27 protein-coding genes are annotated in these 25,361 nt (G+C 41.4%); 21 read left to right on the plus strand and 6 right to left on the minus strand.

Features of this window, described 5'->3' with window-relative positions; all coding sequences use genetic code 11:
- From ACULLH_RS00770 to ACULLH_RS00825, 12 genes are all read left to right on the plus strand, one after another.
- The gene (locus tag ACULLH_RS00770; protein ID WP_454086814.1) at positions 1-1,047 is read left to right on the plus strand and encodes a VWA domain-containing protein; all 1,047 of its coding nucleotides are present in this window, start codon (positions 1-3) and stop codon (positions 1,045-1,047) included.
- A complete protein-coding gene (locus tag ACULLH_RS00775) occupies positions 1,028-1,918 on the plus strand; it encodes a tetratricopeptide repeat protein (protein ID WP_454086815.1) in 891 nt (296 codons plus the stop codon). Before ACULLH_RS00770 ends, ACULLH_RS00775 begins: the two co-directional genes overlap by 20 nt.
- The gene (locus ACULLH_RS00780) at positions 1,918-3,702 is read left to right on the plus strand and encodes a BatD family protein (protein ID WP_454086816.1); all 1,785 of its coding nucleotides are present in this window, start codon (positions 1,918-1,920) and stop codon (positions 3,700-3,702) included. Before ACULLH_RS00775 ends, ACULLH_RS00780 begins: the two co-directional genes overlap by 1 nt.
- Positions 3,703-3,704: 2 nt before the next feature.
- Positions 3,705-4,463 (plus strand): tetratricopeptide repeat protein, encoded by a 759-nt coding sequence (locus ACULLH_RS00785; RefSeq protein ID WP_454086817.1) that lies wholly within the window; start codon positions 3,705-3,707, stop codon positions 4,461-4,463.
- A 56-nt stretch (positions 4,464-4,519) separates the two neighbouring features.
- The gene (locus tag ACULLH_RS00790; RefSeq protein ID WP_454086818.1) at positions 4,520-4,828 is read left to right on the plus strand and encodes a hypothetical protein; all 309 of its coding nucleotides are present in this window, start codon (positions 4,520-4,522) and stop codon (positions 4,826-4,828) included.
- A 75-nt stretch (positions 4,829-4,903) separates the two neighbouring features.
- A complete protein-coding gene (locus ACULLH_RS00795; RefSeq protein ID WP_454086819.1) occupies positions 4,904-6,484 on the plus strand; it encodes a SulP family inorganic anion transporter in 1,581 nt (526 codons plus the stop codon).
- 13 nt (positions 6,485-6,497) lie between these two features.
- Complete coding sequence (locus ACULLH_RS00800; protein WP_454086820.1) at positions 6,498-7,316, plus strand: universal stress protein; 819 nt, start codon at positions 6,498-6,500, stop codon at positions 7,314-7,316.
- An 8-nt stretch (positions 7,317-7,324) separates the two neighbouring features.
- Complete coding sequence (locus ACULLH_RS00805; protein WP_454086821.1) at positions 7,325-7,951, plus strand: carbonic anhydrase family protein; 627 nt, start codon at positions 7,325-7,327, stop codon at positions 7,949-7,951.
- Between the two features lie 123 nt (positions 7,952-8,074).
- Positions 8,075-9,934, plus strand: coding sequence for a SulP family inorganic anion transporter (locus tag ACULLH_RS00810; protein WP_454086822.1), 1,860 nt, complete (start codon positions 8,075-8,077; stop codon positions 9,932-9,934).
- Positions 9,935-10,657, plus strand: coding sequence for a hypothetical protein (locus tag ACULLH_RS00815; protein ID WP_454086823.1), 723 nt, complete (start codon positions 9,935-9,937; stop codon positions 10,655-10,657).
- The gene (gene pheS, locus ACULLH_RS00820) at positions 10,641-11,660 is read left to right on the plus strand and encodes a phenylalanine--tRNA ligase subunit alpha (RefSeq protein WP_454086824.1); all 1,020 of its coding nucleotides are present in this window, start codon (positions 10,641-10,643) and stop codon (positions 11,658-11,660) included. The genes ACULLH_RS00815 and pheS overlap by 17 nt, the downstream gene beginning before the upstream one ends.
- Before the next feature lie 112 nt (positions 11,661-11,772).
- Positions 11,773-13,068 carry an allantoate amidohydrolase gene (locus ACULLH_RS00825; protein ID WP_454086825.1) on the plus strand — a complete coding sequence of 432 codons (1,296 nt, stop codon included), beginning with the start codon at positions 11,773-11,775 and terminating at the stop codon, positions 13,066-13,068.
- An 8-nt stretch (positions 13,069-13,076) separates the two neighbouring features.
- Here ACULLH_RS00825 and ACULLH_RS00830 read toward each other — a convergent pair whose 3' ends face one another.
- Positions 13,077-13,754 carry a lysoplasmalogenase gene (locus ACULLH_RS00830; protein ID WP_454086826.1) on the minus strand — a complete coding sequence of 226 codons (678 nt, stop codon included), beginning with the start codon at positions 13,752-13,754 and terminating at the stop codon, positions 13,077-13,079.
- The gene (locus tag ACULLH_RS00835; RefSeq protein WP_454086827.1) at positions 13,748-14,221 is read right to left on the minus strand and encodes a CYTH domain-containing protein; all 474 of its coding nucleotides are present in this window, start codon (positions 14,219-14,221) and stop codon (positions 13,748-13,750) included. Before ACULLH_RS00835 ends, ACULLH_RS00830 begins: the two co-directional genes overlap by 7 nt.
- Positions 14,222-14,248: 27 nt before the next feature.
- Here ACULLH_RS00835 and dinB point away from each other — a divergent pair, with 27 nt between their 5' ends.
- The 8 genes from dinB to ACULLH_RS00875 all read left to right on the plus strand — a co-directional run bounded on the left by dinB (position 14,249) and on the right by ACULLH_RS00875 (position 22,302).
- A complete protein-coding gene (gene dinB, locus ACULLH_RS00840; RefSeq protein ID WP_454086828.1) occupies positions 14,249-15,349 on the plus strand; it encodes a DNA polymerase IV in 1,101 nt (366 codons plus the stop codon).
- A 32-nt stretch (positions 15,350-15,381) separates the two neighbouring features.
- Complete coding sequence (locus ACULLH_RS00845; protein ID WP_454086829.1) at positions 15,382-15,960, plus strand: TetR/AcrR family transcriptional regulator; 579 nt, start codon at positions 15,382-15,384, stop codon at positions 15,958-15,960.
- A 198-nt stretch (positions 15,961-16,158) separates the two neighbouring features.
- Complete coding sequence (locus tag ACULLH_RS00850) at positions 16,159-19,833, plus strand: fibronectin type III domain-containing protein (RefSeq protein ID WP_454086830.1); 3,675 nt, start codon at positions 16,159-16,161, stop codon at positions 19,831-19,833.
- A 2-nt stretch (positions 19,834-19,835) separates the two neighbouring features.
- Complete coding sequence (locus ACULLH_RS00855) at positions 19,836-20,363, plus strand: hypothetical protein (protein WP_454086831.1); 528 nt, start codon at positions 19,836-19,838, stop codon at positions 20,361-20,363.
- Between the two features lie 185 nt (positions 20,364-20,548).
- Entirely contained in the window at positions 20,549-20,803 is a 255-nt protein-coding gene (locus tag ACULLH_RS00860) for a hypothetical protein (protein ID WP_454086832.1), read from the plus strand.
- 216 nt (positions 20,804-21,019) lie between these two features.
- Positions 21,020-21,178, plus strand: a complete 159-nt coding sequence (locus ACULLH_RS00865; RefSeq protein ID WP_454086833.1) for a hypothetical protein — start codon at positions 21,020-21,022, stop codon at positions 21,176-21,178.
- Between the two features lie 133 nt (positions 21,179-21,311).
- Positions 21,312-21,734 carry a hypothetical protein gene (locus tag ACULLH_RS00870; RefSeq protein ID WP_454086834.1) on the plus strand — a complete coding sequence of 141 codons (423 nt, stop codon included), beginning with the start codon at positions 21,312-21,314 and terminating at the stop codon, positions 21,732-21,734.
- Between the two features lie 259 nt (positions 21,735-21,993).
- Entirely contained in the window at positions 21,994-22,302 is a 309-nt protein-coding gene (locus tag ACULLH_RS00875) for a hypothetical protein (protein ID WP_454086835.1), read from the plus strand.
- A 237-nt stretch (positions 22,303-22,539) separates the two neighbouring features.
- Here the strand turns inward: ACULLH_RS00875 and ACULLH_RS00880 are convergent, their stop codons facing one another.
- The 4 genes from ACULLH_RS00880 to ACULLH_RS00895 form a co-directional block, all read right to left on the minus strand.
- Positions 22,540-22,932, minus strand: coding sequence for a cupredoxin domain-containing protein (locus tag ACULLH_RS00880; RefSeq protein ID WP_454086836.1), 393 nt, complete (start codon positions 22,930-22,932; stop codon positions 22,540-22,542).
- Between the two features lie 37 nt (positions 22,933-22,969).
- Complete coding sequence (locus ACULLH_RS00885) at positions 22,970-23,518, minus strand: carboxymuconolactone decarboxylase family protein (RefSeq protein ID WP_454086837.1); 549 nt, start codon at positions 23,516-23,518, stop codon at positions 22,970-22,972.
- 34 nt (positions 23,519-23,552) lie between these two features.
- Positions 23,553-23,711 carry a hypothetical protein gene (locus ACULLH_RS00890; protein ID WP_454086838.1) on the minus strand — a complete coding sequence of 53 codons (159 nt, stop codon included), beginning with the start codon at positions 23,709-23,711 and terminating at the stop codon, positions 23,553-23,555.
- A gap of 90 nt (positions 23,712-23,801) precedes the next feature.
- Positions 23,802-24,650, minus strand: coding sequence for a helix-turn-helix domain-containing protein (locus ACULLH_RS00895; RefSeq protein ID WP_454086839.1), 849 nt, complete (start codon positions 24,648-24,650; stop codon positions 23,802-23,804).
- Between the two features lie 174 nt (positions 24,651-24,824).
- On the opposite strand from ACULLH_RS00895, the gene ACULLH_RS00900 reads away from it, so the two are divergent.
- Positions 24,825-25,346 carry a PAS domain-containing protein gene (locus tag ACULLH_RS00900; RefSeq protein WP_454086840.1) on the plus strand — a complete coding sequence of 174 codons (522 nt, stop codon included), beginning with the start codon at positions 24,825-24,827 and terminating at the stop codon, positions 25,344-25,346.
- Positions 25,347-25,361: the final 15 nt, after the last annotated feature.

Below are 25,361 nucleotides of genomic sequence, written 5' to 3' on the forward strand. Positions count from 1 at the left end.
ATGATTCAACTTGACGAAAAAGCATATTTCTATTTGTTGGCCATAATACCAGTAATGGCCCTGGCTTTCTTCTTTCTTCAAGTATGGAAAAAAAAGACGCAGCGTCAATTTGCAGACGCCAAATTGTTGCAGCGATTGGCTCCGAACAAATCCATATTCAAGCCTGCCTTAAAATTGATTTTTCTGCTGTTGGGACTTACTTTTCTCATCTTGGGATTGGTCAACCCAAAAATTGGCACAAAATTGGAGACAGTCAAACGGGAAGGCGTCGATATCGTATTTGCTGTGGACGTTTCTAAAAGCATGTTGGCCGAAGATATCGCACCAAACCGATTGGAAAAGTCCAAAAGATTGGTTTCTGAAATCATCAATCAATTGGCCAGTGATAGAATCGGAATTATAGCCTATGCCGGTCAGGCATATCCCCAGTTACCGATCACCACTGATTATGGTGCGGCCAAGATGTTTTTGCAGAGCATGAACACAAATATGTTGTCGTCACAGGGAACCGCAATAAATGCCGCCATTGATCTTGCCAGCACGTACTATAATGATGAAGAGCAAACCAACAGGGTGCTGTTCATTGTATCTGATGGAGAAGACCATTCCGAACGTTCTACCATCGATGCGGTGGAATATGCCAAACAAAATGGCATCCGGGTTTTTACCATAGGTGTGGGCAAACCAAAAGGTGCACCTATTCCAATTAAAAGAAATGGTGTGGTCGAAAGTTTGAAAAAAGATAATCAAGGGGAGGTTGTGATTACCCGCTTAAATGAGGCTATCCTGTCCGAAATTGCTAGCGAAGGAAACGGAGAATATATTGATGGCACCAATACCGAAAAAGCGGTTGAGTACATCAAGGAACAATTGAACCAGATGGACAAAAAGGAATTCGAGGCCAAGCAATTTGCCGAATACAAGGACCAATTTCAGTGGTTCTTGGGCATAGGTCTTTTATTTTTATTTTTGGATATTTTCCTTCTGGATAGAAAAACACAATGGTTGAAGAAACTAAATCTTTTCAATGAACATGACGATGCATAAGATAAGATTGATGTTGGCCGTACTGCTTTTCTATGGAGTAGCGGTCCAAGCGCAGGATGATTCCGCTTCCAAAAAAGCACAAAAGGCGCTGCGAACGTCCACCGACCTTACTTGGGAAGCCAATAAGGAACTTACCGCCAATGATTTTCCAACGGCTGAATCGGATTACCGCAGGGCAATATCAAAAAGTGGTGACAATACTGTAGCACCATTTAATCTTGGGACTGCTTATTACAATAGGGAAAGCTATGGTGAAGCCTTTGGGCGGTTTAAGCAAACAGGTGAAAAGACCAAAGAAAAGCCCCAAAAACACAAGGCTTTTCACAATATGGGCAATGTGTTCATGAAAAAGAAGGATTATCAGCAAGCCGTTGATGCTTACAAGGAAGCTTTGCGAAACAATCCGAATGATGACGAAACACGATATAATTTGGCCTTGGCAAAAAAAATGTTGGAAAAGCAGCAGAACGATCAAAACAACCAAAACCAGGATAACAAAGATCAGCAGGACCAACAGGATCAAAAAGATCAAAACCAGGACCAGAATAACGAAGGCGATAACGAGAAGGACAATGAAGGTGAGCAAAATGAAGATGAAAACAAGGATAAGGGGAATGAAGGAGATAATGGAGAAAATAAGCCTGAGGAAAATAAAGAGGGAGAAGGAGATGAAAAGAAAGAGCAAGAAAAAAAGCCTCAAGAAGGCGATCAACCTGAAGAGCAAAAACAACAACCAAGACCTAACCAGCTTTCCAAACAGCAGATTCAGAACTTGCTAGAAGCCATGCAGAACGAGGAAAAGAAAGTGCAGGAAAAAATGGAAGCTAGAAAAGTACGGGGCAAAAAAGTCAAAAACGAGAAAGATTGGTGATGTATACGTTGAGGGGCAAATTTTTGATGTTCTTTTATGTCTTCCTTTTAGTGGGAGGGTATTCCTATGCACAGGACGAAGAGGTTTCTTTTGAAATGAACCTGAGCAAACAAAAGATGGGAATCAATGAACGGCTTCGGGTGGAATTTACCATGAACAAGGACGGGGATAATTTTAATCCTCCTCCATTTGAAGGTTTTAAAGTCGTCATGGGGCCATCGCAATCGATAAGCTCATCATGGCTTAACGGAAAGCGTAGCTTTTCAAAATCATACTCTTACATTCTTGTTCCCACGGCAAGGGGTAGGTTCAGTATCAAACAAGCCACTATTGAGATTGATGGGGAGACTTATAAAACCTTACCTAAAACTGTTGAAGTAACTGCTGCGGTGGATAAGCCCAATGATTCCAAAACGGTTGATGATGTGGCAGATGAGAACCTTCATTTGGTTGCCGAAGTTTCCAAATCCAATCCCTACTTGAATGAAGCCGTAACGGTAGTCTATAAACTATATGTTAGTCCGAAAATAAGCGTGACTAACTATCGCCACTTGGACAATCCCAAGTACAATAATTTCTGGAGTCAGGATATTCCAGTGACCAAACATACGGCCCAAAATGGCACTTATCAAGGAAAGCCCTATCGCTATGTGGTATTGAAGAGGGTTATACTCTATCCACAGAAATCCGGTAATCTGGAAATAGAACCCCTTTCGTTGGAAATTTTTGTCGATGTTCCAACCAATCGTCGTGACTTTTTCGGCGGTCGCATATATAAGCAAGCGAGCAAAACTGTTTCCGCTGGAAGAAGAACCTTAAGGGTAAAAGCATTACCGGAAGCAGGCAAACCAGCCAATTTTGGTGGCGCTGTCGGGGATTTTGAGTTTTCTGTAACCGCAAGTAAAACAAAATTGAACGCCTCAGAGTCGCTTCAGGCCAAGGTAGAAGTCAAGGGAAAAGGAAATTTAAAGCTTTTCCAATTACCAGAACCCGACCTGCCAAGCGCACTGGAAGTATACGAACCTGAATTTGATGAAAAAGTGCGAACCCTAAGCACGGGAATGGAAGGTAAAGTGGCCAACCATTATACTATTGTCCCAGCCTATCGGGGAAAGTACCCTATTCCTAGCATTCCTTTCAGTTATTTCAACCCAAAAACGAAAAAATACGTAACCCTTGACTCCGAGGAAATAAATATTGAGGTGTTGGAAGGTCCAGTGGGATCTTCTTCAGATAATAGCGTAGTTTCGAATACCAACAAACAATTTGTGGTCCCGACTGGTAAGCAGTTCCATTTTATAAAGATCAGACCTAATCTTACCAAAATTGGGACAAATTATTTCTTTGGTTCGAACAAGTTTTACCTTTTCCTATTTGCTCCATTACTGCTGATTCCGATTGCGGTTTTCTCCTTTAAGAAAAGAGAGGCGATTGCGAGTGATGTGGTCGGAAACAAAATAAAAAGAGCCAACAAACTTGCCAGAAAGTATCTTTCCACGGCCAAGAAGGAATTGGGCAACAAGGAAGCTTTTTATGTTGCTTTGGAAAAAGGACTACACAATTATCTAAAGGCTAAATTGAAAATTGAAACCTCAGAGTTCAGTAAGGAAAAAATTACCGATATCCTTTCACAAAAAGGTGTCGACACCCTAGATATAGAAGGTTTTATCAGCTTGCTCACCAATTGCGAAATGGCCCGTTACAGTCCATTTTCAGATGTGCAAATGCAAAACGACTATGACAAGGCCAGTGAAGTAATCTCCAAAATGGACAAGCAATTATGAGCATGAAAAAATTAGTTCCCCTGATTTGTTTGTTCGCATGCTACTTTGGAGTGGCCCAAAGTACTGCACTTTTCAATCGGGCAACAGAACAATACAACGAAGGGGAATATTCCAAGGCCATTGAAAGTTATGACAAGATTTTGGAGAACGGGGAGCATTCGGCCGAATTATATTTCAACTTGGGTAATTGCTATTATAAGTTAAATGCTATCGGCCCAAGTATTTTTTATTATGAAAAGGCACTACTGCTAAAACCAAACGACAGCGAAATATTGAACAATTTGAGCTATGCCCAGAACATGCGTTTGGATGCGGTTGAGGAAATGCCAAAAACTGAAATAGCACAGGCTTATGAAAGTTTGATCAACTTTTTATCCTTTGATCAATGGGCTTATTTAGCGATATCCCTTATAATCTTGTTCGTATTGGCCTACCTCGCCTATTTCTTCTTACGTTATGCAACCCAAAAACGTATTGCCTTCATTACTAGCATCTTCTCGTTGGTTCTTGGTGCGTTATGCGTATTATTGGCCTATCTGCAGTATCAAGATTTCAAAAATGACAACCCAGCTATCATATTTAGCAAGGAAGTCAAGATTACTTCGGAACCCAATACAAATAGTGAAGCCATCTTCACCTTGCATGAAGGAACCAAAGTCAATGTTTTGGAAAATTTCAATGATTGGAACAAAATCAGGATTGCTGACGGTCAAACCGGATGGCTGCCAGATGGGAATTTAAGATTGTTGAAAGATTTTTAAATTTTATTTAACAGAAAAGAAATCGATTCGCTTTATTTTTGCCCAAAAGTGCCCAAATGCTTAAATCCATTGCACATCCTTTAATCTGTATTATGCTGATATTTTCAATATTGGCTCCATCGATAGCGCCTTTGGTGGATAAGGAATGTGCTGTTGCAATGCTTATGGACACCAATGATGAGGAAAAAAGTAAAGACAAGGAAGCAGAAAAAAAAATCGGTGAAAAAGATTTGTTTTCAGGCCCCTTTTCAATGGACGGCGATTTTTTCCTTCAACTAGCAAATGCCGAGAATCCCGACTACCTTTTCCTTAATTCGGATTTTATGGTCGAAATACTGCTCCCCCCTCCAGAGAAATTGGCTTAATACCCTCATTTTTTAATCAATTTCTAATCGTCTCCGACCTAAAAACATTGTTGGGGGCAAAACTATTTTATTATCATGTTCAAGCATATTAAAAACGACTTGCCTGCAAGTATCGTTGTATTTTTTGTAGCCTTACCCCTATGCTTAGGAATAGCATTGGCCAGTGGCGCTCCCCTATTTTCTGGCTTAATTGCAGGAATTATTGGAGGTATCGTCGTGGGTGCCCTTAGTGGGTCCCAAATCGGGGTAAGTGGTCCGGCCGCTGGTTTGGCAGCAATCGTATTGACCGCCATAGGTAGCTTGGGAGGTTTCGAAAACTTCTTGGTTGCCGTAGTTCTAGGTGGCCTTATCCAAATTCTTTTCAGTATCCTTAAAGCAGGGGTCATTGCCTATTATTTTCCTTCATCAGTGATCAAGGGAATGCTTACCGGAATCGGAATCATCATCATTCTAAAACAAATCCCTCACTTCTTCGGATATAATTCTAATTTTTCCTTTTTTCAAACTGACGGTGAAACGACGGTGAGTGGCATTATTAATGCTTTCAGCTATATCAGCCCTGGAGCTACATTGATTGCCGTAATCGCTCTTGCTATTCTTATTTTATGGGATAAGGTTTTGACCAAAAAATCGAAAATATTCCAGCTGGTGCAAGGTCCTTTGGTGGCCGTTGTAATCGGGATACTTTATTTTTTGTTCACTAAGGACAGTTCTGCATGGGGAATTAATGAGAAGCTTTTGGTAAGTGTACCTATCCCTGAAAGCATAGAGTCTTTAGGTAATTTATTGAGCTTTCCAAATTTTGCAGTTATAGGCAATTCTGAGGTCTGGATTACCGCGTTTACCATTGCCTTGGTGGCTAGTTTGGAGACCCTTCTTTGTGTGGAGGCCACAGATAAATTGGACCCTCATAAAAGAACAACTCCGACAAATAAAGAGCTTCTTGCCCAAGGAGTGGGTAACAGTATCTCTGGTCTTTTGGGAGGATTGCCCGTTACTCAAGTTATCGTTCGTAGTTCGGCCAATATCCAATCTGGCGGAAGAACCAAAGCATCGGCCATTATTCATGGATTTTTCTTGCTGATTTCTGTCATTTTGATTCCACGGTTACTTAATATGATTCCGTTATCGGTATTGGCTTCTATCCTATTGATCGTTGGTTATAAACTGGCCAAACCTGCTTTGTTCAAGAAAATGTACAGTCTAGGTTGGAAACAGTTTATTCCTTTTACGGTTACTGTTTTTGGGATTGTTTTTACCGATTTGTTGATAGGTATCGGATTGGGTCTTATGGTCGGTATCGTAGTGATTTTGTTGAAAAGCTACCAAAACTCCCATTTCCTTCATATTGAAGACAAAAGTAATGGCAAGCATAAGATCAAAATGACCTTGGCTGAAGAAGTCACCTTTTTTAACAAAGGTGCTATTCTAAAGGAATTGGATAGCCTTCCAAATGATACTTACTTGGAGCTAAATCTTTTAAACACAAGATTTCTTGACAACGACATTATTGAAATTCTTGAAGATTTTGCCTTAAAGGCCAAGCAGCGGAATATAGATATTCAGTTGGTCTCCAAGCGAGGGGTGGAAGAAAATCCATCGAGTTTTATTGAATTCTTCAGAACTCGTCCAAAATCAAAACTAAGTTTAAGCTAAAAAAAACAAAATCATGGAAAATAAAAATTATAGAATACTAGTACTCTCAGACTTGAGAAAAACTACAGCGACCATTTTAAAAAATACCGCCAGTTTGGCGAAAATGATCGGTGGTGAAATTGCGCTATTGCACGTGAAACAACCTTTAGGTGTTGTAAAGCAGGACAATCAGCTATCTGCCGTTAGATCGATCAACGACACCTATACGTCAACCAAAAACCAAATCAATGCTTTGGTGAATCCCATTACCCAAGACTTTGGGGTAGACATCAGCACTACATTTAAGGTTGGTAACGTTAAGGAGGAAATAAATAAAAAAATAGAGGAATTCCGACCAGATATTATCGTTTTGGGCCAGCGAAAATCTTCACCATTGAAGTTTTTGGGCAGCAACATAACCAAACACATCATGTCAACTTTTGATGGCTTGGTCATGATTGCATCCCATGAGCAAATGATCCGAAACAACAAGGAACTTTCCCTAGGGACCTTGAACGGTTCTAAAAACTTGATGAAAATGGGGATTTTGGAGCAATTGATGAAACAAAGCTCACAACCCTTAAAATCGTTCAAGATCAAACATGGTAAAGATGAGACCATAGAGGAAGAATTGACTGATAAACGTATGGTAGAATACGTTTTTGAGCCTCAGGACAATGCAATCAATAATATGTCTGCATATCTGAGCAGAACAAATGTTGACCTTTTATTCATGGATCTAGATGACCAAGCCAATGCCAACATCAATGTTAAAAATGTAATTGGTAAATTTAATGTACCTTTTCTGTTGGCAGGAAAACAAAAGTCAAAATTAAGTAACTCATTAAACTAAGAACAATCATGAATGCACATACCAAAGAAACGCAGGCCGCCATATCCCCTCAAAACGCCCTTGAACTTTTAAAAGAAGGTAACAGGCGATTCGTAGAAAAGAATCAGGCTGATCGAGATTTGTTGGAACAAGTTGCGCAAACTGCATCAGGACAATATCCATTCGCCACTATATTAAGCTGTATTGATTCAAGGGTTTCAGCTGAATTAATTTTTGATCAAGGAGTAGGGGATATTTTCAGTGCACGTGTAGCCGGAAATATTGTCAATGAAGATATTCTCGGAAGCATGGAATTTGCATGCAAATTGGCAGGCACCAAGATAATTGTTGTGCTGGGCCACACAGCCTGCGGTGCTGTTAAAGGAGCTTGCGATGACGCAAAAATGGGTAACCTAACGGAATTGTTAAGTAAAATCAAGCCAGCTGTTGAAGCTGTCCCAGAACCTGCTGACGCTTCACAGAGAAATTCAGGCAATATTGACTTTGTAAACACCGTGGCAGAAAAAAATGTTCAAATGACCATTGACAACATTAGAACCCAAAGCCCTGTACTCAAAGAAATGGAGGACAATGGGGAAATCTTGATTGTAGGCGGCATGTATGATATTTCCAACGGAAAAGTAAGCTATATGTAGACCGTGAATACATAATATCAATTGATTAAGGCCAGTGTTTAACATTTCATTGGCCTTTTTTAATTTCTTAAAATTAGTATCTTACCTGTGCTACAATAAATAAACCACAAATAAACCATCATCATGTTCAAACATTTTAGAGGAGATTTGTTCGGTGGAATCACCGCAGGTATCGTTGCATTGCCATTAGCTCTTGCTTTTGGAGTAAGTTCAGGTCTAGGCCCAAGCGCCGGACTCTATGGCGCAATTTTTATTAGTTTCTTTGCTGCTCTTTTTGGGGGAACAAATACCCAGATTTCTGGACCCACAGCACCAATGACGGCCGTAAGTATGGTAATTATTGCCGGTATTTTGGCCGTTAACGATGGTGATGTATCCAAAGCTCTTCCTATAATTTTGGCTGTATTTCTCTTGGCTGGGTTAATGCAGATTGGACTTGGTGTAATTGGTTTGGGAAAATACATTAAATATATTCCCTATCCGGTGGTATCTGGATTCATGACGGCTATCGGCGTCATTATTTTGGTTACCCAAATTTTGCCCGCAGTTGGCTATTACCCAAAAGAAGATACTGAATATGTAAGCCAGTACAAGGCCGCAGCTGAAGAAGAGATTCTGGAGAACATCTTGAAAGAAGAAGCTGGAGAGGGGATTTTGGTGCTCGAAGATTTTGAAGAAACCATTCGAAGGGCAAATAAAATTACTCCTGCCGAAATGCAAAAAGAAGCCAAAACCTTGGCAGCCAAAGATGCTTCTGGGGTTCTTGGGACTATAAAGGTACTGCCCAGGGCATTGCAAAATGTCAGTTGGCTGGAGTTGGGTCTTGCCTTGGCCACAATCCTAATTATTTATGGCTTCAAACGAATTACCACAGCCGTCCCAAGTACACTTGTAGCACTTATTGTGGTTTCTGGGTTGGCTTATGGTTTGGGATGGGATTACCGTCCCATAGAGCAAATCCCCGAAGGACTTCCAATTCCTCAACTCGAAATTTTCACGGAGTTTAAGCTATCATCACTCACGCCCTATATATTCACGGCGCTTACACTTTCGCTTTTAGGGGCAATAGATTCATTGCTGACCTCGGTTGTTGCAGATAATATGACGCAGACCAAACATAAACCGAACAAAGAATTGGTAGGTCAAGGTATTGGAAATAGTATTGCTGCGGTTTTTGGAGGAATCCCTGGGGCCGGTGCTACCATTAGAACCGTTGTGAACATCAATTCTGGAGGTAAGACACGCCTTTCAGGTATGATCGCTGGTTTGCTTTTGTTGGTGATTCTATTGGCACTTGGGCCAGTGGCATCTCAGATTCCTGCTGCTGTTTTGGCCGGTATCTTGGTAACCGTAGGTATCGGGGTAATGGATTACAAAGGCTTAAAAGCTATTCCATATTTACCTAAGGATATAAAGCTAGGTCCGTTAAAATTGAGCTCCGAAGTTATCATCATGTTGACCGTTTTGATACTTTCCTCAATTTGGAACCTTGTTTATGCTGTGGGTATTGGTTTGGTGATCGCCTCTTTGATGTTCATGAAAAAAATTGGAGATCTTACCGCTACAAGATCCAATGTAACACCGCTGAAAGAACAACCTTGGGCCGATGAGAAAAACTTTCCCGCTAAACTTAGGGAAGAAGTTTTTATCAAACATATCAAGGGGCCATTGTTTTTTGGTTCGACAAGCGATTTTCAACAGTTGGCGGAACAAATACCGGATACTGCTTCCACAGTGGTCATTAGATTAGATCGTATGCAGTACATGGATCAATCGGGTTTATACGCCATGGAGGATATTTTGCAAGACTTGAACAAAAAAGAGATCAAGGTACTGTTCGTAGGTCTTCTCGATCAACCCAAATACATGATGGAAAGAATCGATATTATTCCGGATTTAGTTCCAAGGGAAAGTATTTTCGAGGATTTCCAACCTTGTTTGGATTGGATTACCGAAAATGTAAAAGATTCACATAAGCCATAATTGTTTTTAGTATCCCTTTTTGATGCTTTACTAAAGTTTCCTAACGATTCCGGCCCTATTTATTTGGAAACAATAGAAGGTCGGTTTCCTGTGGAACCCTATAATACCTTCAGTAATCTGATTTTTGTTGTTCTTCTGATATATTGGGGAGCCAAAGTGTATAAAAATTCGAAGACGCACCTGTTTCTAGCTTGGGTTTTGCCCATAATAGCAATTAGTTATGTTGGAGGGACCATGTACCATGCAACTAGAAGTCATGAGTTTTGGTTGCTTTTGGATTGGATGCCCATAATGTTCCTTTGTCTGGCCTTGGTCGTTTATTTTATTTTCAAAGTGGTTCGTGTTTGGTGGAAGCGTTTGTTGTGGCTTGTCGTGATTTTTGGAGCTTCCTATATATTGCGTATACTTCCCATGCCCGACACACTGCGCATTTCATTGGGCTATATCATTACGGCCTGTACCATACTTATCCCCTTGGTTTGGTACCTCAAACAGACCAAGGGCAAAAACTTGATCTGGATTGTACTTGCCTTTACCATTTTTGGAGTTGCCATATACTTTAGGAGCATCGATTTAAAGCAAACCTATTTTAAGATGGGAACGCATTGGTTATGGCATTTTTTTGGTGGAGTTGCCGTACATTATCTGATTACCTACATATTCAAAGACAATTTGCTAAATTTGTCGGCTCATAGCGCAGCTGACCATGATCGAGACCATTAAAGAACACTTGGCCGAAGTTGAAAAATTTGTTTCAACATCCAAAGATGAGATAGAAACTTTCCGAATAAAATATTTGGGGAAAAAGGGACTTTTGAACACCTTCTTCGCCGAATTCAAAAATGTCCCGAACGAACAAAAAAAAGAGTTCGGTCAGGTCATCAATCAATTGAAAGGAGCTGCCACCGAAAAAGTGAATGCCCTTAAGGCTTCGCTTGAAAACCAAACCGCTACAGCAGGAAAATTTGGAGATTTGACCCGCCCGGGGGAGCCTATTGCCCTTGGGGCAAGGCATCCTATTTCCATCGTGAAGAATCAAATCATCGATATCTTTTCCCGAATCGGTTTTAACGTATCCGAGGGACCGGAAATAGAGGATGATTGGCATAATTTCACCGCGCTGAATCTACCGGAATATCATCCTGCTCGGGATATGCAGGACACCTTTTTTATCCAAACCGACCCTGATATTCTTTTGCGTACGCATACCTCATCGGTACAGGTCCGTTACATGGAAGAAAACAAACCTCCCATACGAACCATTTCTCCAGGAAGGGTATATCGAAATGAGGCCATTTCAGCTAGATCACATTGCTTTTTCCATCAGGTAGAAGGTCTTTATGTAGATAAGGACGTTTCTTTTGCTGATTTAAAACAAACACTACAGTATTTCACCTCCCAGATGTTCGGAAAGTCTAAAATCAGGCTAAGACCATCTTATTTCCCATTTACTGAGCCAAGTGCGGAAGTAGATGTGTATTGGGGATTGGAAACAGAAGCTGACTACCGTATGACCAAGGGTACAGGTTGGTTGGAGATTATGGGCTGCGGAATGGTGGATCCGAATGTCCTCAAAAATTGTGATATCGACCCTGAGGTATATTCCGGGTTTGCCTTTGGTATGGGAATAGACAGAATTGCCCTGCTATTGCACCAAATTTCGGACATTCGATTATTGAGTGAAAACGACGTACGGTTTTTGGAACAGTTTAAATCCGCTTTTTAAGCGTAGCCCTCCACTTTATTTGAACACGTCAATTGGCCATCCTCCTTTGGTTTGGTTATCGGTTTTCTGGTTATATTTAGGTCGCTAGCTAATTTTCTTAAAAACCGCTCCTATGTTCTATCGTGTCATAACATTACTCTTTTGTGTTGGGACAACTTTTGTCAACGCTCAAAATCCAACTTTAAAAGTCAATCAAAATCGTCTTGAAAACCACATTTTTGATCTTGCCAAATTTGGAATTCAAGAAAATGGCGAAACAGAAAGGGTCGCCTTTAGCGATGCTGATATCAAAGCCCGTGAATGGATTATTGAAACCTTGAAAAACCAAGGTTTGGAGGTCTCTATTGATTTTGCGGGAAATATTGTCGCTTTACGAAACGGAAAGAAATCCAGTCTTAAGCCCATTTCCTTTGGTTCCCATATAGATCGTGTACCAAACGGGGGAAATTATGACGGATGTGTGGGTGTAATGGCAGCTTTGGAAATCATTGAAACCTTAAATGAAAACAATGTAAAGACTCGACATCCACTCGAAGTGATAATCTTTTCGAATGAAGAAGGCGGGGTCATGGGCAGTCGGGCCATGTCGGGACATTTAGGAAAAGGAGCGCTGGAAGTAGTCAACGCAACCGGATATTCCATGGGAGAGGGAATTATGCGGTTAGGAGGTGACACCACACGGATTAACGAGGTCCAACGAAAAAAAGGAGCAATGGCGGCCTTTTTAGAACTTCATATTGAGCAAGGTGCAATCCTTGAAAAAGAAAATCTCGATATAGGCATCGTGGAAGGTATTGTCGGTTTGAAATGGTGGGATGTTGTGTTCACAGGATTTGCCAACCATGCCGGCACTACTCCTATGAATTCTAGGCAGGACGCTTTACTGGCAGCAGCCAAATTTATTGTTGCGGTCAATGAAATTACCAACAGCTTTGAAGGTGCCCAAGTAGGGACAGTGGGTCGAATAAAAGCCGAACCTGGTGCTCCCAATGTTATTCCAGGTAAAGTAATTGCGAGTTTGGAAATTCGTGATCTCTCATCAGCCGTTATTGAAAAGGTATATCAGGCGATAAAGTCCAAAGGTGAGGAAATTGCAGCAGAGTCCGGGGTCAACATCGAGTTCAGACCTTTGGATACCACGGCAGCTCCGGCCTTGACGGATGTCACTATCCAAAGTGAAATTGAAAGCTCATCAACAAAACTGGGGCTAACCCATAAGTATATGCCAAGTGGTGCCGGGCATGATGCCCAAGATATGGCTTGGATAGCACCAACGGGAATGATATTTGTACCTAGCAAAGGTGGTATAAGTCATTCGCCAAAAGAATTTACATCGGCCGAAGACATGGCCAATGGTACCAATGTGTTGCTCCAGACGATTCTTGCGCTGGACAAAAAACTGGATTAACCGAAATGCTATTTCTTTTGCCCTTTGTTCACTAATGAATATGTCGCATTTGCTATCAGGGCAATGCTCATCCAGTATGTGCTCAAAATAATAGGTCCGGCCAGTTTGATGGGGGATTTGAATTTGTTGATCGCTATAATAGTATCAGAAAACATAAACAACAAGACCGCAATACCAATAAGTGCATAAGCCCTTTGTTGTTGTTTTAAAAACAGTCCTGTTCCCTGCCATGCCATAAATACAATGACAACAACGTAGATACCCACAGGTAGCTCAAATGCACCCAGGCCTGGCCGTAACCAAAGAAATATTCCTGCTCCTATTGCAGCCAAAACCAGCAGTGATATCGGTTGAAAATGAAAGCCTTCAAGTTTAATAAATCCGGTTGCAAATAATACATGACCCAATAAAAAAGATCTCAGACCCAAAACAAAGTATTCTTCCTTTAGCAGAAATATGTCCCCAATCAAACAGAAAATCAGTGCGACAATAATAACATTCTTGAACCTGGTGAGCTCTGAGCTTTGGACAAAAAACAAAAGGGACAGAATCAAGATGGTGGTCAAGGGTTTGAAAATGGAATACAAAAGTGTATGGCCATAAAAGTCAAATATCATGGCGACAACGGCCGAAACCACACTTAGGATATTGATAATCTTTCTCGACGAAGATTTTTGAATTACCATGCCTTAAACGGGTTTTTGCTCAATTGCGAATTGTAATACTTGATTTCTCCCGTGACTTCCTTTCCCAACCACTCCGGTTTCTCAAAAACCTCATCTTCGTGGTTCAGTTCTATTTCCGCAACGACCAACCCCTTATTTTCTCCCAAAAATTCATCCACTTCATAAACATGGTTGCCCATGGGCACCTGATATCGGATTTTCTCCAAAATAACTGCTTCACAAAGGTCGATCAGGTTAATGGCTTCGGCCGATTTAATTTCCGTCTCCCATTCGAATCGTGTTGTCCCGGATTCGTTGCTCATTCCCTTTATGGTCAAAAATGCCTTGTCACCTTTTATGCGGACCCTGACCGTGCGTTCTGGGTGGGTATTCAAAAATCCTTGGACAATCCGGATTTGGCTACTTGCATCCTGCTTGTATCCCTCTGATTTGACCAAAAATTTCCGTTCTATTTCCAAGTGTTCCATCAAACTAAATATACCCTAAATTTGAGTATGGACTTTGATTTTCCCTTACGAAAAATCATTCATGTGGATATGGATGCATTTTATGCATCGGTTGAGCAGCACGACAATCCCGAGCTAAAGGGAAAACCGATTGCTGTTGGCGGGGGTTCAAAACGAGGGGTGGTCTCTGCCGCCAGCTATGAAGCGCGAAAATTTGGGGTGCGTAGTGCCATGGCCGGCTATATCGCCAGAAAAAATTGTCCTGACCTCATCTTTGTCAAACCGCGCTTTGATCGCTACCAAGAGGTGTCGCAACAGGTGCGCAGTATCTTTGTTGAGTATACCGATCTTGTGGAACCCCTTTCCTTGGACGAGGCTTATTTGGACGTGACCGAAAACAAAAAGGGAAACCCATCCGCAACCCTCATCGCCAAGGAAATTCGTCAAAAAATATTGGAAGCTACAGGTTTGACGGCCTCCGCAGGGATTTCAATAAATAAATTTATTGCCAAGGTGGCCAGTGACTACAACAAACCCAACGGACAAAAAACGGTCAATCCAGAAGAGGTCATCCAGTTTTTGGAAAAGCTCGATATCCGAAAGTTTTATGGCGTGGGAAAAGTTACTGCTGAAAAAATGTACAAACTGGGTATTTTCACCGGAACGGACCTGAAGCAAAAGTCCATTGAGTTTTTGGACCAGCATTTTGGTAAAAGTGGGAAATACTATTACTACGTGGTTCGCGGAATCCATAACAGTGAGGTAAAACCACATCGTATACAGAAATCAGTGGGTGCCGAGCGTACGTTTTCTGAAAACTTGAGCAGTGAAATTTTTATGTTGGAAAAGCTCGAAAACATAGCCAATGAGCTTGAAAGAAGATTGAAAAAATCCAATATAGCCGGCAAGACCATCACCCTGAAAATCAAATACAGCGACTTTACTTTACAGACTCGAAGCAAGACGCTTCAGTATTTTATTGCCGATAAAAATCTTATATTAGAAACCTCAAGGGAATTGCTTTACCAATCCGAATTACATAATTCGGTCAGATTATTGGGTATTTCCTTGTCCAACCTCAACACCGACAAGAAAATCGAGAAACAGAACGATGAATCCGTTTCCGTACAATTAAAGTTCGATTTTTGATGGTAGTTAACCCTTTCTTTATATTTTAGACCATGCAACGCCCTGAATTGCACCGACATATTATAACTACTGCTGGTAATCTCTTTTATATCCAAGGGTATAACTCCACTGGAATCAATGAGATCATTGACAAATGCAATATTGCCAAAGCCACACTTTACAGTCATTTTAAATCAAAGGAAGACATCTGCATTGCATATTTAACGGAACGTCACGAAAGCTTCTTGAAAGCTTTGAAAGGTTATGTCACAAAACGCAAAAAAGGGAAAAACCAACTGTTGGCCATATTTGATTACTTGAGGGATATATATCGAGAGGAGGATTTTCATGGTTGTTGGGGACTCAAGACTTTGGGCGAGCTTTCCCCAAAGCAAAAAAAACTCCTAGGGGTAATTCAAAAGCAAAAGAAAGAGCTGCTGCTGTATCTCGGGGAAGTGGTCAGCGAAAATATCGTCAACATCTCCAAGGCAGAAACCGAAAAAATATCGGGAGGGCTCTACCTTTTGTACGATAGTGCCATCACCGAAAGCTATCTCTTTAAAAATGATTGGCCCATTTATATGTCGAGAAGCATTGCTCCCTGCCTTTTTGCAGATTCGGAATTGGTCTAAGTTCTGCATCCGTCAACCCATATGGTTGATTCATAAATTCAATCCCTTCATTTTTCCATATAGGCTTTACTTATAGCAGGTAATTTCTTCGACTATATCCTGCAACACAATGGAATGGCTTAAGAAATTATTGGTTTTGAGCACCACTATTTCCCAAGTCTATCCGATATGAAAAAAGCCATAGTTCTTCTCCTTTTTTTGCTGATTGCATTTTTGGGCAAAGCCCAGATATATCCGGTACAGGTCACCCCACAATTGGTCCCTCCCTATAGCTTCAGGCTCTCCGACTACCAGACCACCACCCTCGAAAAGCTCTTTGTGAACCTCTTGCTCACCGATGCCCAGGACTCTGGCAGGCAGGTGCGCCTGAGGATGTACATACAGGGGCAGGGCCTTGATATAAGGACAACCGACTTTGTGGCCGGTGCCGCCCCCATTTTCCTGGACGGCGGGGTCAACCAAAGGTTCTCCAACCTGGACCTACGCCCCTACTTTTCCCTCCAGAACCTGTTGGGCATCTCACCCTATCGGTACGGACAGCTCTTGCCCGAGGGACGCCTCACCCTTTGCTTTGAGGTGTACGACTTCATTTCCGGCCAGCCGCTCTCGCGAAGGAGCTGCACCTCGGCCTATTTGCAGCTCAACGAACCGCCCCTGCTCAACTTTCCCGGCCGCGGGGAGCTGGTCAACGCCCGGGAGCCGCAGAACATCGTCTTCAACTGGACCCCGAGGCACATCAACGCCCCGGCAGTGCAGTATGAGTTCACCCTGAAGGAACTCTGGGACACCGGCATGGACCCGCAGGCCGCCTTCCTGGCCTCCCCACCGCTCCACCAGACCACCACCTATGCCACCACCCTGCTGTACGGCCCCGCCGATACCCCTTTGCTGGTGGGAAAGACCTATGGCTGGCAGGTAAGGGCCTTCTCCGACAACGGCTTTGAACAGACCGCCCAGTTCCGCAACAACGGCCTGAGCGAGATCTACCACTTCGAGTACCAGAGTGACTGCCCGCCGCCGGGGTACGTCATCTCGGAGGCCAGGGACTCCAGGACGGTGCAAATCAGCTGGCAGGACAGCCCCGAGCATATGGCCTACAGGGTGGAGTACCGCAAAAAGGGGTACGGGGAAGCTGACTGGTTCGGGACATGGACACAGGACAACAGCGCCATCCTAAGGAACCTGGAGGGGGGAACCGTGTACGAGTTCAGGGTGGGCGGTGAGTGCAGCCCCAATACCGGGGCGGCATTCTCCGAGGTACATGAGCTCACCACCCCTACGGAGGAAGAAGTGGCATACTACAACTGCGGCATCCCGCCGGAGGTGGAGATCACCAACCGGGAGCCGCTGCAGAACCTTGGGGCGAACCATGTGTTCACAGCAGGTGACTTCCCTGTAACGGTAAAGACGGTGATCGACCATGGCGCGGGATATTACTCAGGTTGGGGCTTTATCGTGCTACCCTATCTGGCCGACACACGGGTACGGGTGGAGTTTGAAAACATCAAGGTCAACACCGACCACCAAATGGTGGAGGGCATGGTGGTGACCAGCTATGATGCCGGGTGGTCCGGTATCATGGAAATCGACCAAGTATTCGATGATCTTAAAAGGTTGTTGGAAAATTGGGACGGAACCCCGGAACAGATCCAAGAACTCCATGGGTATGAGGCAACCCTGAGCAACGGTCTGGATCAAGCTGCCTCAAGCTCCCAGGACCAAGGGGTCCAATCGGAACTACAACAGATAAAGGAAAATCTAAGAAACAAGACCCAAGCCCTTTCCAACGAAGGAGAAGACCATACACCCAAGGCCGTTTCAGCCATGAGCGATGCTGCCAAGACGGCTGTGGAGGCGATAATTGATGCTGAAAGGAACAAGAATATCCAAGGAGCCTCGCAAGGTGATCGAATCACTGGGGACGGCTATTTTGACGGGGTCATCAACTTTACCATTGCGGATGAAAAGGTCCAGGAAAGGGTCTTGGACGGTCCAGAATTGGTTGACATATCCCAAATGCGGCCTAAAGATGATGAAGGAGACCACACAAGGGTCATTGAAACCCATTTGGCCGATAACAAACAATTGATAGTGTCCACGTCCAACAGGACGAATATCGGCTCCGATGGGGACATTAAGGGCGTCATGGAACGGATGGGGTCCGTGCGGAACGAAGATTATCTATTGTGGCTCCATTACGACTTTCACAAAAACCAGGTAAAGTATAAGGTAAGCTTTGGCAATGGCTACTTCCCTGAAGCCATCATTGCCCAAAACGAACTGGTGGACCTGATGAACGATGCCCTTTCCTACGATTTAAAGGATGCCATCGGCTCATCCATTGTGGCATTATCGGAAGGGTTGGACCGCTTGTTGGAAGAATACAACGGCCAATTGCCCTATATGGACGCTGAGGTCATAGAAGGCTATACGGCACATGATGTGTTAAAAACGGCCCTCAGCTTCATGCGAAGTTGTGGGGAGGGTTTTGCCCAACAAGAGGAGGGTATAGTGCCACGCTGCCTTTGGGACAGTGAAACGCCCCTGGCATTTTCCATGGCGTATTATGCAGGCTTTATAGACGGGGCCTGGGAGGTCCTGGAACTTGCACATGGCATAGCCGAGTTTTCAGCGGCATGGCACCCCTTGAACCCTGTTTTCCATACCCAACGGGGCCTGGATATACGCAAGAAGACCCTGGACACACTGATTATGCTCAACAGGTTGGTGACCGAGGAGGGTGCCTTTCAGCAGGCCAGGCAGATGGTTGTTCAGCAGATGGAACAATATATCGATGACACGGTGTCAATGGATGCACAGGGACGCTATAACCAAGGTAAACTGATCTTTGAGGTCGCCAGCGCCTTTTTTGGGATAGCAGAGGCAAAGATCCTTCTGAAAACGGGAAAACTGACATCCAAATTGTTACAGGGGCTGGCCAGGATGCCAAGCAACCTTGCCAACTTGTTCAGGGCATTGCCAGGAAAGTTCAAAAAGTTAAGGAACAATACCCTGGCCTATGTTCTAAGCGCCAATACATCTATAGAGATAGCGCGCTATACCGATGATGGGGTTTTGGTTGCAAAGAATTGGGTCGATGAGCCTGAACAGACCGTTTATGGGTTGGGACAATTGGCCATTAAAAAAACTGAGGGGATTGCAACCGAAACTGCCGAAATAGCCCTTGTAAGGGATAAAAATGGTACTTTGGGACTTGGGCTGGTTAAGGCTGAGGGTGCAAAATTTGGGAAATCTTTTATTAATTCACTGAATGGTTTTTCAGATGACATAGCTTCTTTAGCTAGTGAGCAAGGTCTAAGTATTGATGATTTTAAATTACTGCAACAGAAGAGATATGATGTGATGACTCCTATAGAAAAAGGAAAGATAGATGCAATAAGAAGTGAAATTCCTTTACCTGACGGAAACACAATTTTACAAAAAGCTATTCCAAAAGCTGATATAGCTAAGTATTTAAGAGATACAGACCCTTATTATCAAGTAGGAGGTTTTGTTACCACAGCTAAAGATGCTAAACATCTATCAACATTTGATGATGTTTATTATGGAATGAGATTAGATTATGATGGAACAGCTTTTAATCTTTCTGATGGTAGTTTTGGGGTTATTAGATACAAAACACCTGTACCTAGTGCCGAAGTTCCGAGAATTACCGGACCTAAAGATAAATTTCCATTTACAGGAAACGGTTTTACATCAGGTAACAATGGTAAATTAGGTGTTCCTGAATGGAAAACTCCATATAATACACCTAACGATGGAGCTGAGTTATGGGAGGTTGCATCTGATGGGACAGAAACAATAAGAGCCATATTTGATAGTGGTCAAAATAGATTTATAGCAGTACCATAATAATGAGGAAAGGAACTTACACTTTTTATAGAGGAATTGAAATGGCTATTACGGAGTGTTATGGTCATGGACTTAATAAAAATATTGAAGAAAATTATAGATTAATTTCATATGATAAAACTAATGGAATTATGGATGATTTTCAACTAGACGAAAGTAATAATCAATTTTCTAAAAGAATCAAAATTAATGATTTAGATAATGCATTTTATATTATTACAAAAGCCACATTCAATGGATATTCTTTTTTTGTGGAGTTGGATTCCGAAATAGGTTATATTGGCTTAAAAACAGATAATCCCTCTACTTTTGAAAAAATGAGATACTCATTATATAAAGTCAATGACGAGAAAAAAATTAGTGAAGACCAGCTTTATAAGACAAAATATTTTAAGGTTTTTGATGGATTTATCATTCGAGTTAAACTTACTGAAATCACGGAAATGTGGGAGGAAAGGTCAAAAAGTAAATATGATTTACCTATGCCTGATCACATAGATAAAAAGAAGTTAATCAAACCAACCTTTTAATTTTCGTTTTAGCGATAAAGGCATCTAATAAAGAAAACCCTTGTCCTTTGACTGTTTCCACTGCCACCGCACGATTGCATCGTGCAGTAAGGAAAGATTTTGAAGCAGGCATACCACGCGTGGGACATGTACGGTAGCGACGATTTTGCCAATAAGTTAGACTTCATTAAAGAAATACCTCTGAAATGATGGAAACAGTAGATGACTGCCCTATTTGCGAACCAATTAAAAATGTTCTCAACTTTTTATTAGAAAATGGTTTTGAGATGATTGAAAAAAAAGTTTCTGATTATCACTTTCATGAACTTTATTTTAAACTAAAAGGAGAAAAAATCAATATTCCTGCTTTTGAAAATATAATTCAACACTCAGAATCAAAATTAACGTGTGAATGTCATTGGAGTTCAATTGAGCTGGATATTACCCCAACTGTTGTTTAAGATTAGATTTAAGTAAACTGATGTAGATTCTGCACTAAGCAATAGTACTCCTAATATTATAAATAACTGATGCTAAACAAATCAGATGTAGGAAAATATATTGAGGTAAGGTTAATTGAAAAATAACAACATTATGACTTCAAAAGATAAAGAAAATCAAGACTTCTCTGAGGAGATGGATAAATTAAGACAAGAAGAAAAGAACGCTATGATAAAATGTCTACTGAAGAGAAAGAGGGATTGCAAAAAGCTCGTAAACGTCACCAACGTAAAGTTAGGGTCGAGATGTTAGGCTATGACAAGCATCCAGATGAAAAGAAAGAGGATGTTTTTAAGGACGAAAAAAAGGATGATACAGAAAACCAATCTGATTAAGGATTGATATACGGTTTTTAGATTGAAAATGCCACAAGTTACAAACTTGCGGTGGCTAGGGAAATATTCAACGATGGTACGGAGGTTTTGAAAGGCAAGATAGTTGACGGAAAATTTATCAAAGTTGAATAGTATGTTTAGATCAGGTTATTATGGGTTATTCGAGGGGAAAGAATGTAAGTTAAGAGGAACTAGTTCAGGTTGGGTAGTGGTTTTGCAAAATCAAAGTACAGGGTTTGCAAATCTAGAGCTTAAAGGAAAAGAGATAAAAAAAATTCAGTCAGCTTCTAGAGTTCGCACAAAGGCAAAATACAAAGGTTTTACTTTCTCTTTACATGAGAACTCAAAACTAGAGAAAGGTAAGGTTCGGCTTTGGTTAGACTCTTTAGATTTTGAGGCATACGATCACTTTGGTTTTAATTATCGTGAAGATGCCAATATTGAAGTAGATGTTGATGAGTTAGACGAAATATGGGAAGAAAGGGAGAAGTTATCAAAATTTCCTTTTAAGGTAGAGAAGATCAAATATTTAAAAGGAGGAAAAAATATCACATAATGCTTTGAATTTTTCCCCTGCTACCGCACGATTGTATCGTGTAGTAAGGAAAGATTTTGAAGCAGGGATACCACGTGTGGGACACGCGCGGTAGCGGTGCAAAAGAGATTGGTGATTATGGGCAAAGAACATGGTGGAGGATTGAAAAACCTACCTTGTTACAAAACCCTAATGTGATTAAAATAGTACGAAGGAATAAGGATGGTTCAATTTCTAAAACGGGCCATATTGATGTTAACCCTGAATGAGATGACTAAACATGGCTTGGGATAAAAATTATATTCAGGAATTAAAGCTTGATGATTACACAGCTCCAATGATTGAAGATGTAGAAGAATATAAAATAAGGATACTTCATCGAGGAGAGCAGTTATTTTATTGGGATAAAAAAAAGAATAGAGCATTTATTTCCGAAATTCAAATAAGAAATGGGAGTATATACTCAAACTCAATCAAAAAGTGGGATGATACAGGCGAGAAAATTACATCAGGGCAAAAAGCGATTATAATTGAGAGGCTAAAGTCTTATTTTATTAATTATCAAAAATTAGAGCCTATAATTAGATGAATATCAGTCCATTATGATAGGACTAGTAATCTGGCTAAACGGTGGTTAAAAATGTTGATGATTACAAATTATTTTGGAATACTCCCCTGCTACCGCACGATTGTATCGTGTGGGAAGGAAAGATTTTGAAGCAGGGATACCACGCACGGGACACGCGCGGTAGCGGCAGATTCGGAATTAGTCTAAACAAAAAGAGCCCCTTAAATCAAGGAGCCCTTTTTGCACAAATCATCTTACTTACTTTACAACCAAAGTATTGTCGGTCGATGTAGGGTTTAATGGACAGAAGTATACATACTCACCTTTTTCCAATTTTGTGGGCTTAGAGGTTTGTGATGTACCTGTTTTAACCGGTTTCGTAACATAAGCAGTTTGGATATGGTTTTCCGGCTTGCTTACGTCTTGACCTTTTTTCACCAATACAAAACCAACATCATGTCCAACTCCATTGTTTGTAATATCGAAAACATAGGTTCCGGCAGAAACAGTGATCTGTTTTTGGGTAAACTCTCCAGCAGTTTGCTCCAATGCCAAGGTCTTAACCGGGGCATCCTTCATCATTTTATCCTGCGCGCTGGTCGAGAATACTACACCAACAGCCAATACTAAAATTGCAATTACTTTTTTCATCTTTATCTTAATTAATTATTAGGGTTAATTGTTTTTGTTAAGCTTCAACAGCCTGTAAGGGTTGTGCTACCGGAAAATCAACAGGGATCTCAGTAGTGTTATTGATATAGTTGGAGATAGTTTTGTCTCCCACTAGAACGATAGTATCAATCAAGTTTTCCTTGGTCCATCCAGCGGCAAAGAAATTTTCTACTACAGCTGCATCCGTGGCTCCTCTGTTCTCTGTAATGTTCTTGGCCAATCTTGCCAAAGCATCCAACTTGCTGTCAAATGAGGCTCTACCTGCTCTAAGCTCTAAGACTTGATCATCTGTGAATCCGTTCATTTTGCTGATAGCTGTGTGTGCGGACAAACAATATAGACATCCGTTCACTTCACTCACGGCAAGGTTTACAACCTCTTTTTCTTTAGTTTTTAGTGATGTCTTGGCATTGGACAGGTTCAAGTAGTTGGCCAATGCATTTTCTGAATGGGCGTAAGTGGCAAAAAGGTTGGGAACAAAACCAACAGCTTTTTCCAAATTGTCAAATATGGCTTGGTTAGCCGAACTTACTTCTTCTCTTGTAGGTACATTAAATGTGCTCATAATTATTAAAATTTTATACGTGTTGTTATATGGATTAAAAATTCTTTACAAATGGTTTTTCCGCATCGCAATAGAAATCGTGATGATGTTTTTGCTCGCAATGCGCTTCAGATATGATGGGTTGTGGCTCAGGTTTTCTGACCGCTCTGAAAATTTCGATGAGATTAAAAATTGATTTTTCCTTTGCTTTCATCTTTATCTTGTTTTAATTACTATGCAAAGATGTTGCGAAAAGGAGGGGGAGTGTTAGCAGGAATTTCCCGACGGCTTGCCTAAATTTCCCTTAGGCTATTTCTAAAGTGTTTTCGCGGTATTCGGAGGGGGTCATTTGGGTCATTTTCTTAAAGAAACGACTAAAATGGGCCGGGTCGTTGAACCCTAGATCAAAAGCAATCTCCTGGTTCTGTTTGTCGGTAAAATGAATAAGTCTTTTTGCTTCCAGTGCTAGTCGTTCCAAAATAACTTGCTGTGGTGGTTTTTGATTGTATATGGAAAAAAGATTGGACAAGGTCTTGGGCGACTTGAAAAGCATTTCGGCATAATCGCTCACTTTTCGTTTTGTTTTGTAGTGCATGTCCACCAAGTAGTTGAACTTTCGGATCACATCTATCTGATCGTTCTTAAGTGTTTTTACAATAAGCTGTTCCTTGGCCAAACGTGTGCTCATTATGATCAACCGTTTCAACAGCATTTGAAGCATATCACCTTGGATATTATCCGGTGTGGAAAACTCTTCCACAAAAACATCGAACCAAAGGTTGAATTTTTTGAGCTGGTCCGAAGGAACCGAGATAATGGGCAAATCCTGTGTTCCAAAAAATAGGATTCCGTTACAGGAAACCTCACTATCGTGATCCGAAATACAATAGAATTCCCTGTTAAAAAGAACAGCGGACAGGGGTAAATGTGTTTTGGCGAAAGAAACATGCTGCAGATAGGTAACCGTAACCAGTTGATTGGGCTTCAACTCCAATGCCAGATCGTCAACCACAATGGTCAACGGTTCTTCATTTCTATTCCAAAGAAATTTAATGGTATTTGCGGTTGAAGTGAACCGTTGGTTATCACTTTTTATATCGTCGGTCAAGCCTAGTATTGACCCTAATTTTGGGTCTTTATATTCGTATCTCATCAGCCAATGTCTCCTTGATTAATGCTCTAAAACTAGTGGTTTTGCGTTTTTAGTCCAGATATTTTGTTGATACTTACATATGGTTTGAGGTTCGATATTGGGTTAATCTTTAAACAATAATGTTAATGTCCGGCCCAGATTTTACCATAATTGGGACTTTTTATAGTATTGGGTATGGAAAAGTTAAAGTATTATGACGAAGCCGCTAATAATTTCTATGCAAATTTGGAGTTAAAAGGCTTCACTATAAATTCATTGGATTTTCATTCATGTCATTTCGATAACATCTGTAAAGATTTGAATGATATTGCAAATCTTATTGAATTAGCGGAAAAGCAAAAATGGCATGGAGAGCTTTCCATTCGCAGCAAGATTTTGAAAAAGGAGCATGTAGTGGTGGTCACAGACCCCCATCTGAATATCATTTATGCTTCACAGAATATGTATGGCATGAACGGTTACCGCCCCAACGAGGTAGTTGGTAAAAAACCCAAAATGTTCCAGGGAGAGCAAACCAGTGAAGAAACCAGAAAAGAAGTTTCCAACGCCATCAAACAACACCAACCTTTTGAGGTGATTTTGGTCAACTACAGAAAAGATGGCTCCACCTATAAATGTTGGATCCAAGGTTCTCCTGTCTTTGACAAAGCTGGAAAGGTGGTCAACTTTATCGCGTTTGAAAAAGAGGTAGCCTAATAACTATTCTTCTCC

The organism is Flagellimonas sp. 2504JD4-2 (assembly GCF_053642935.1).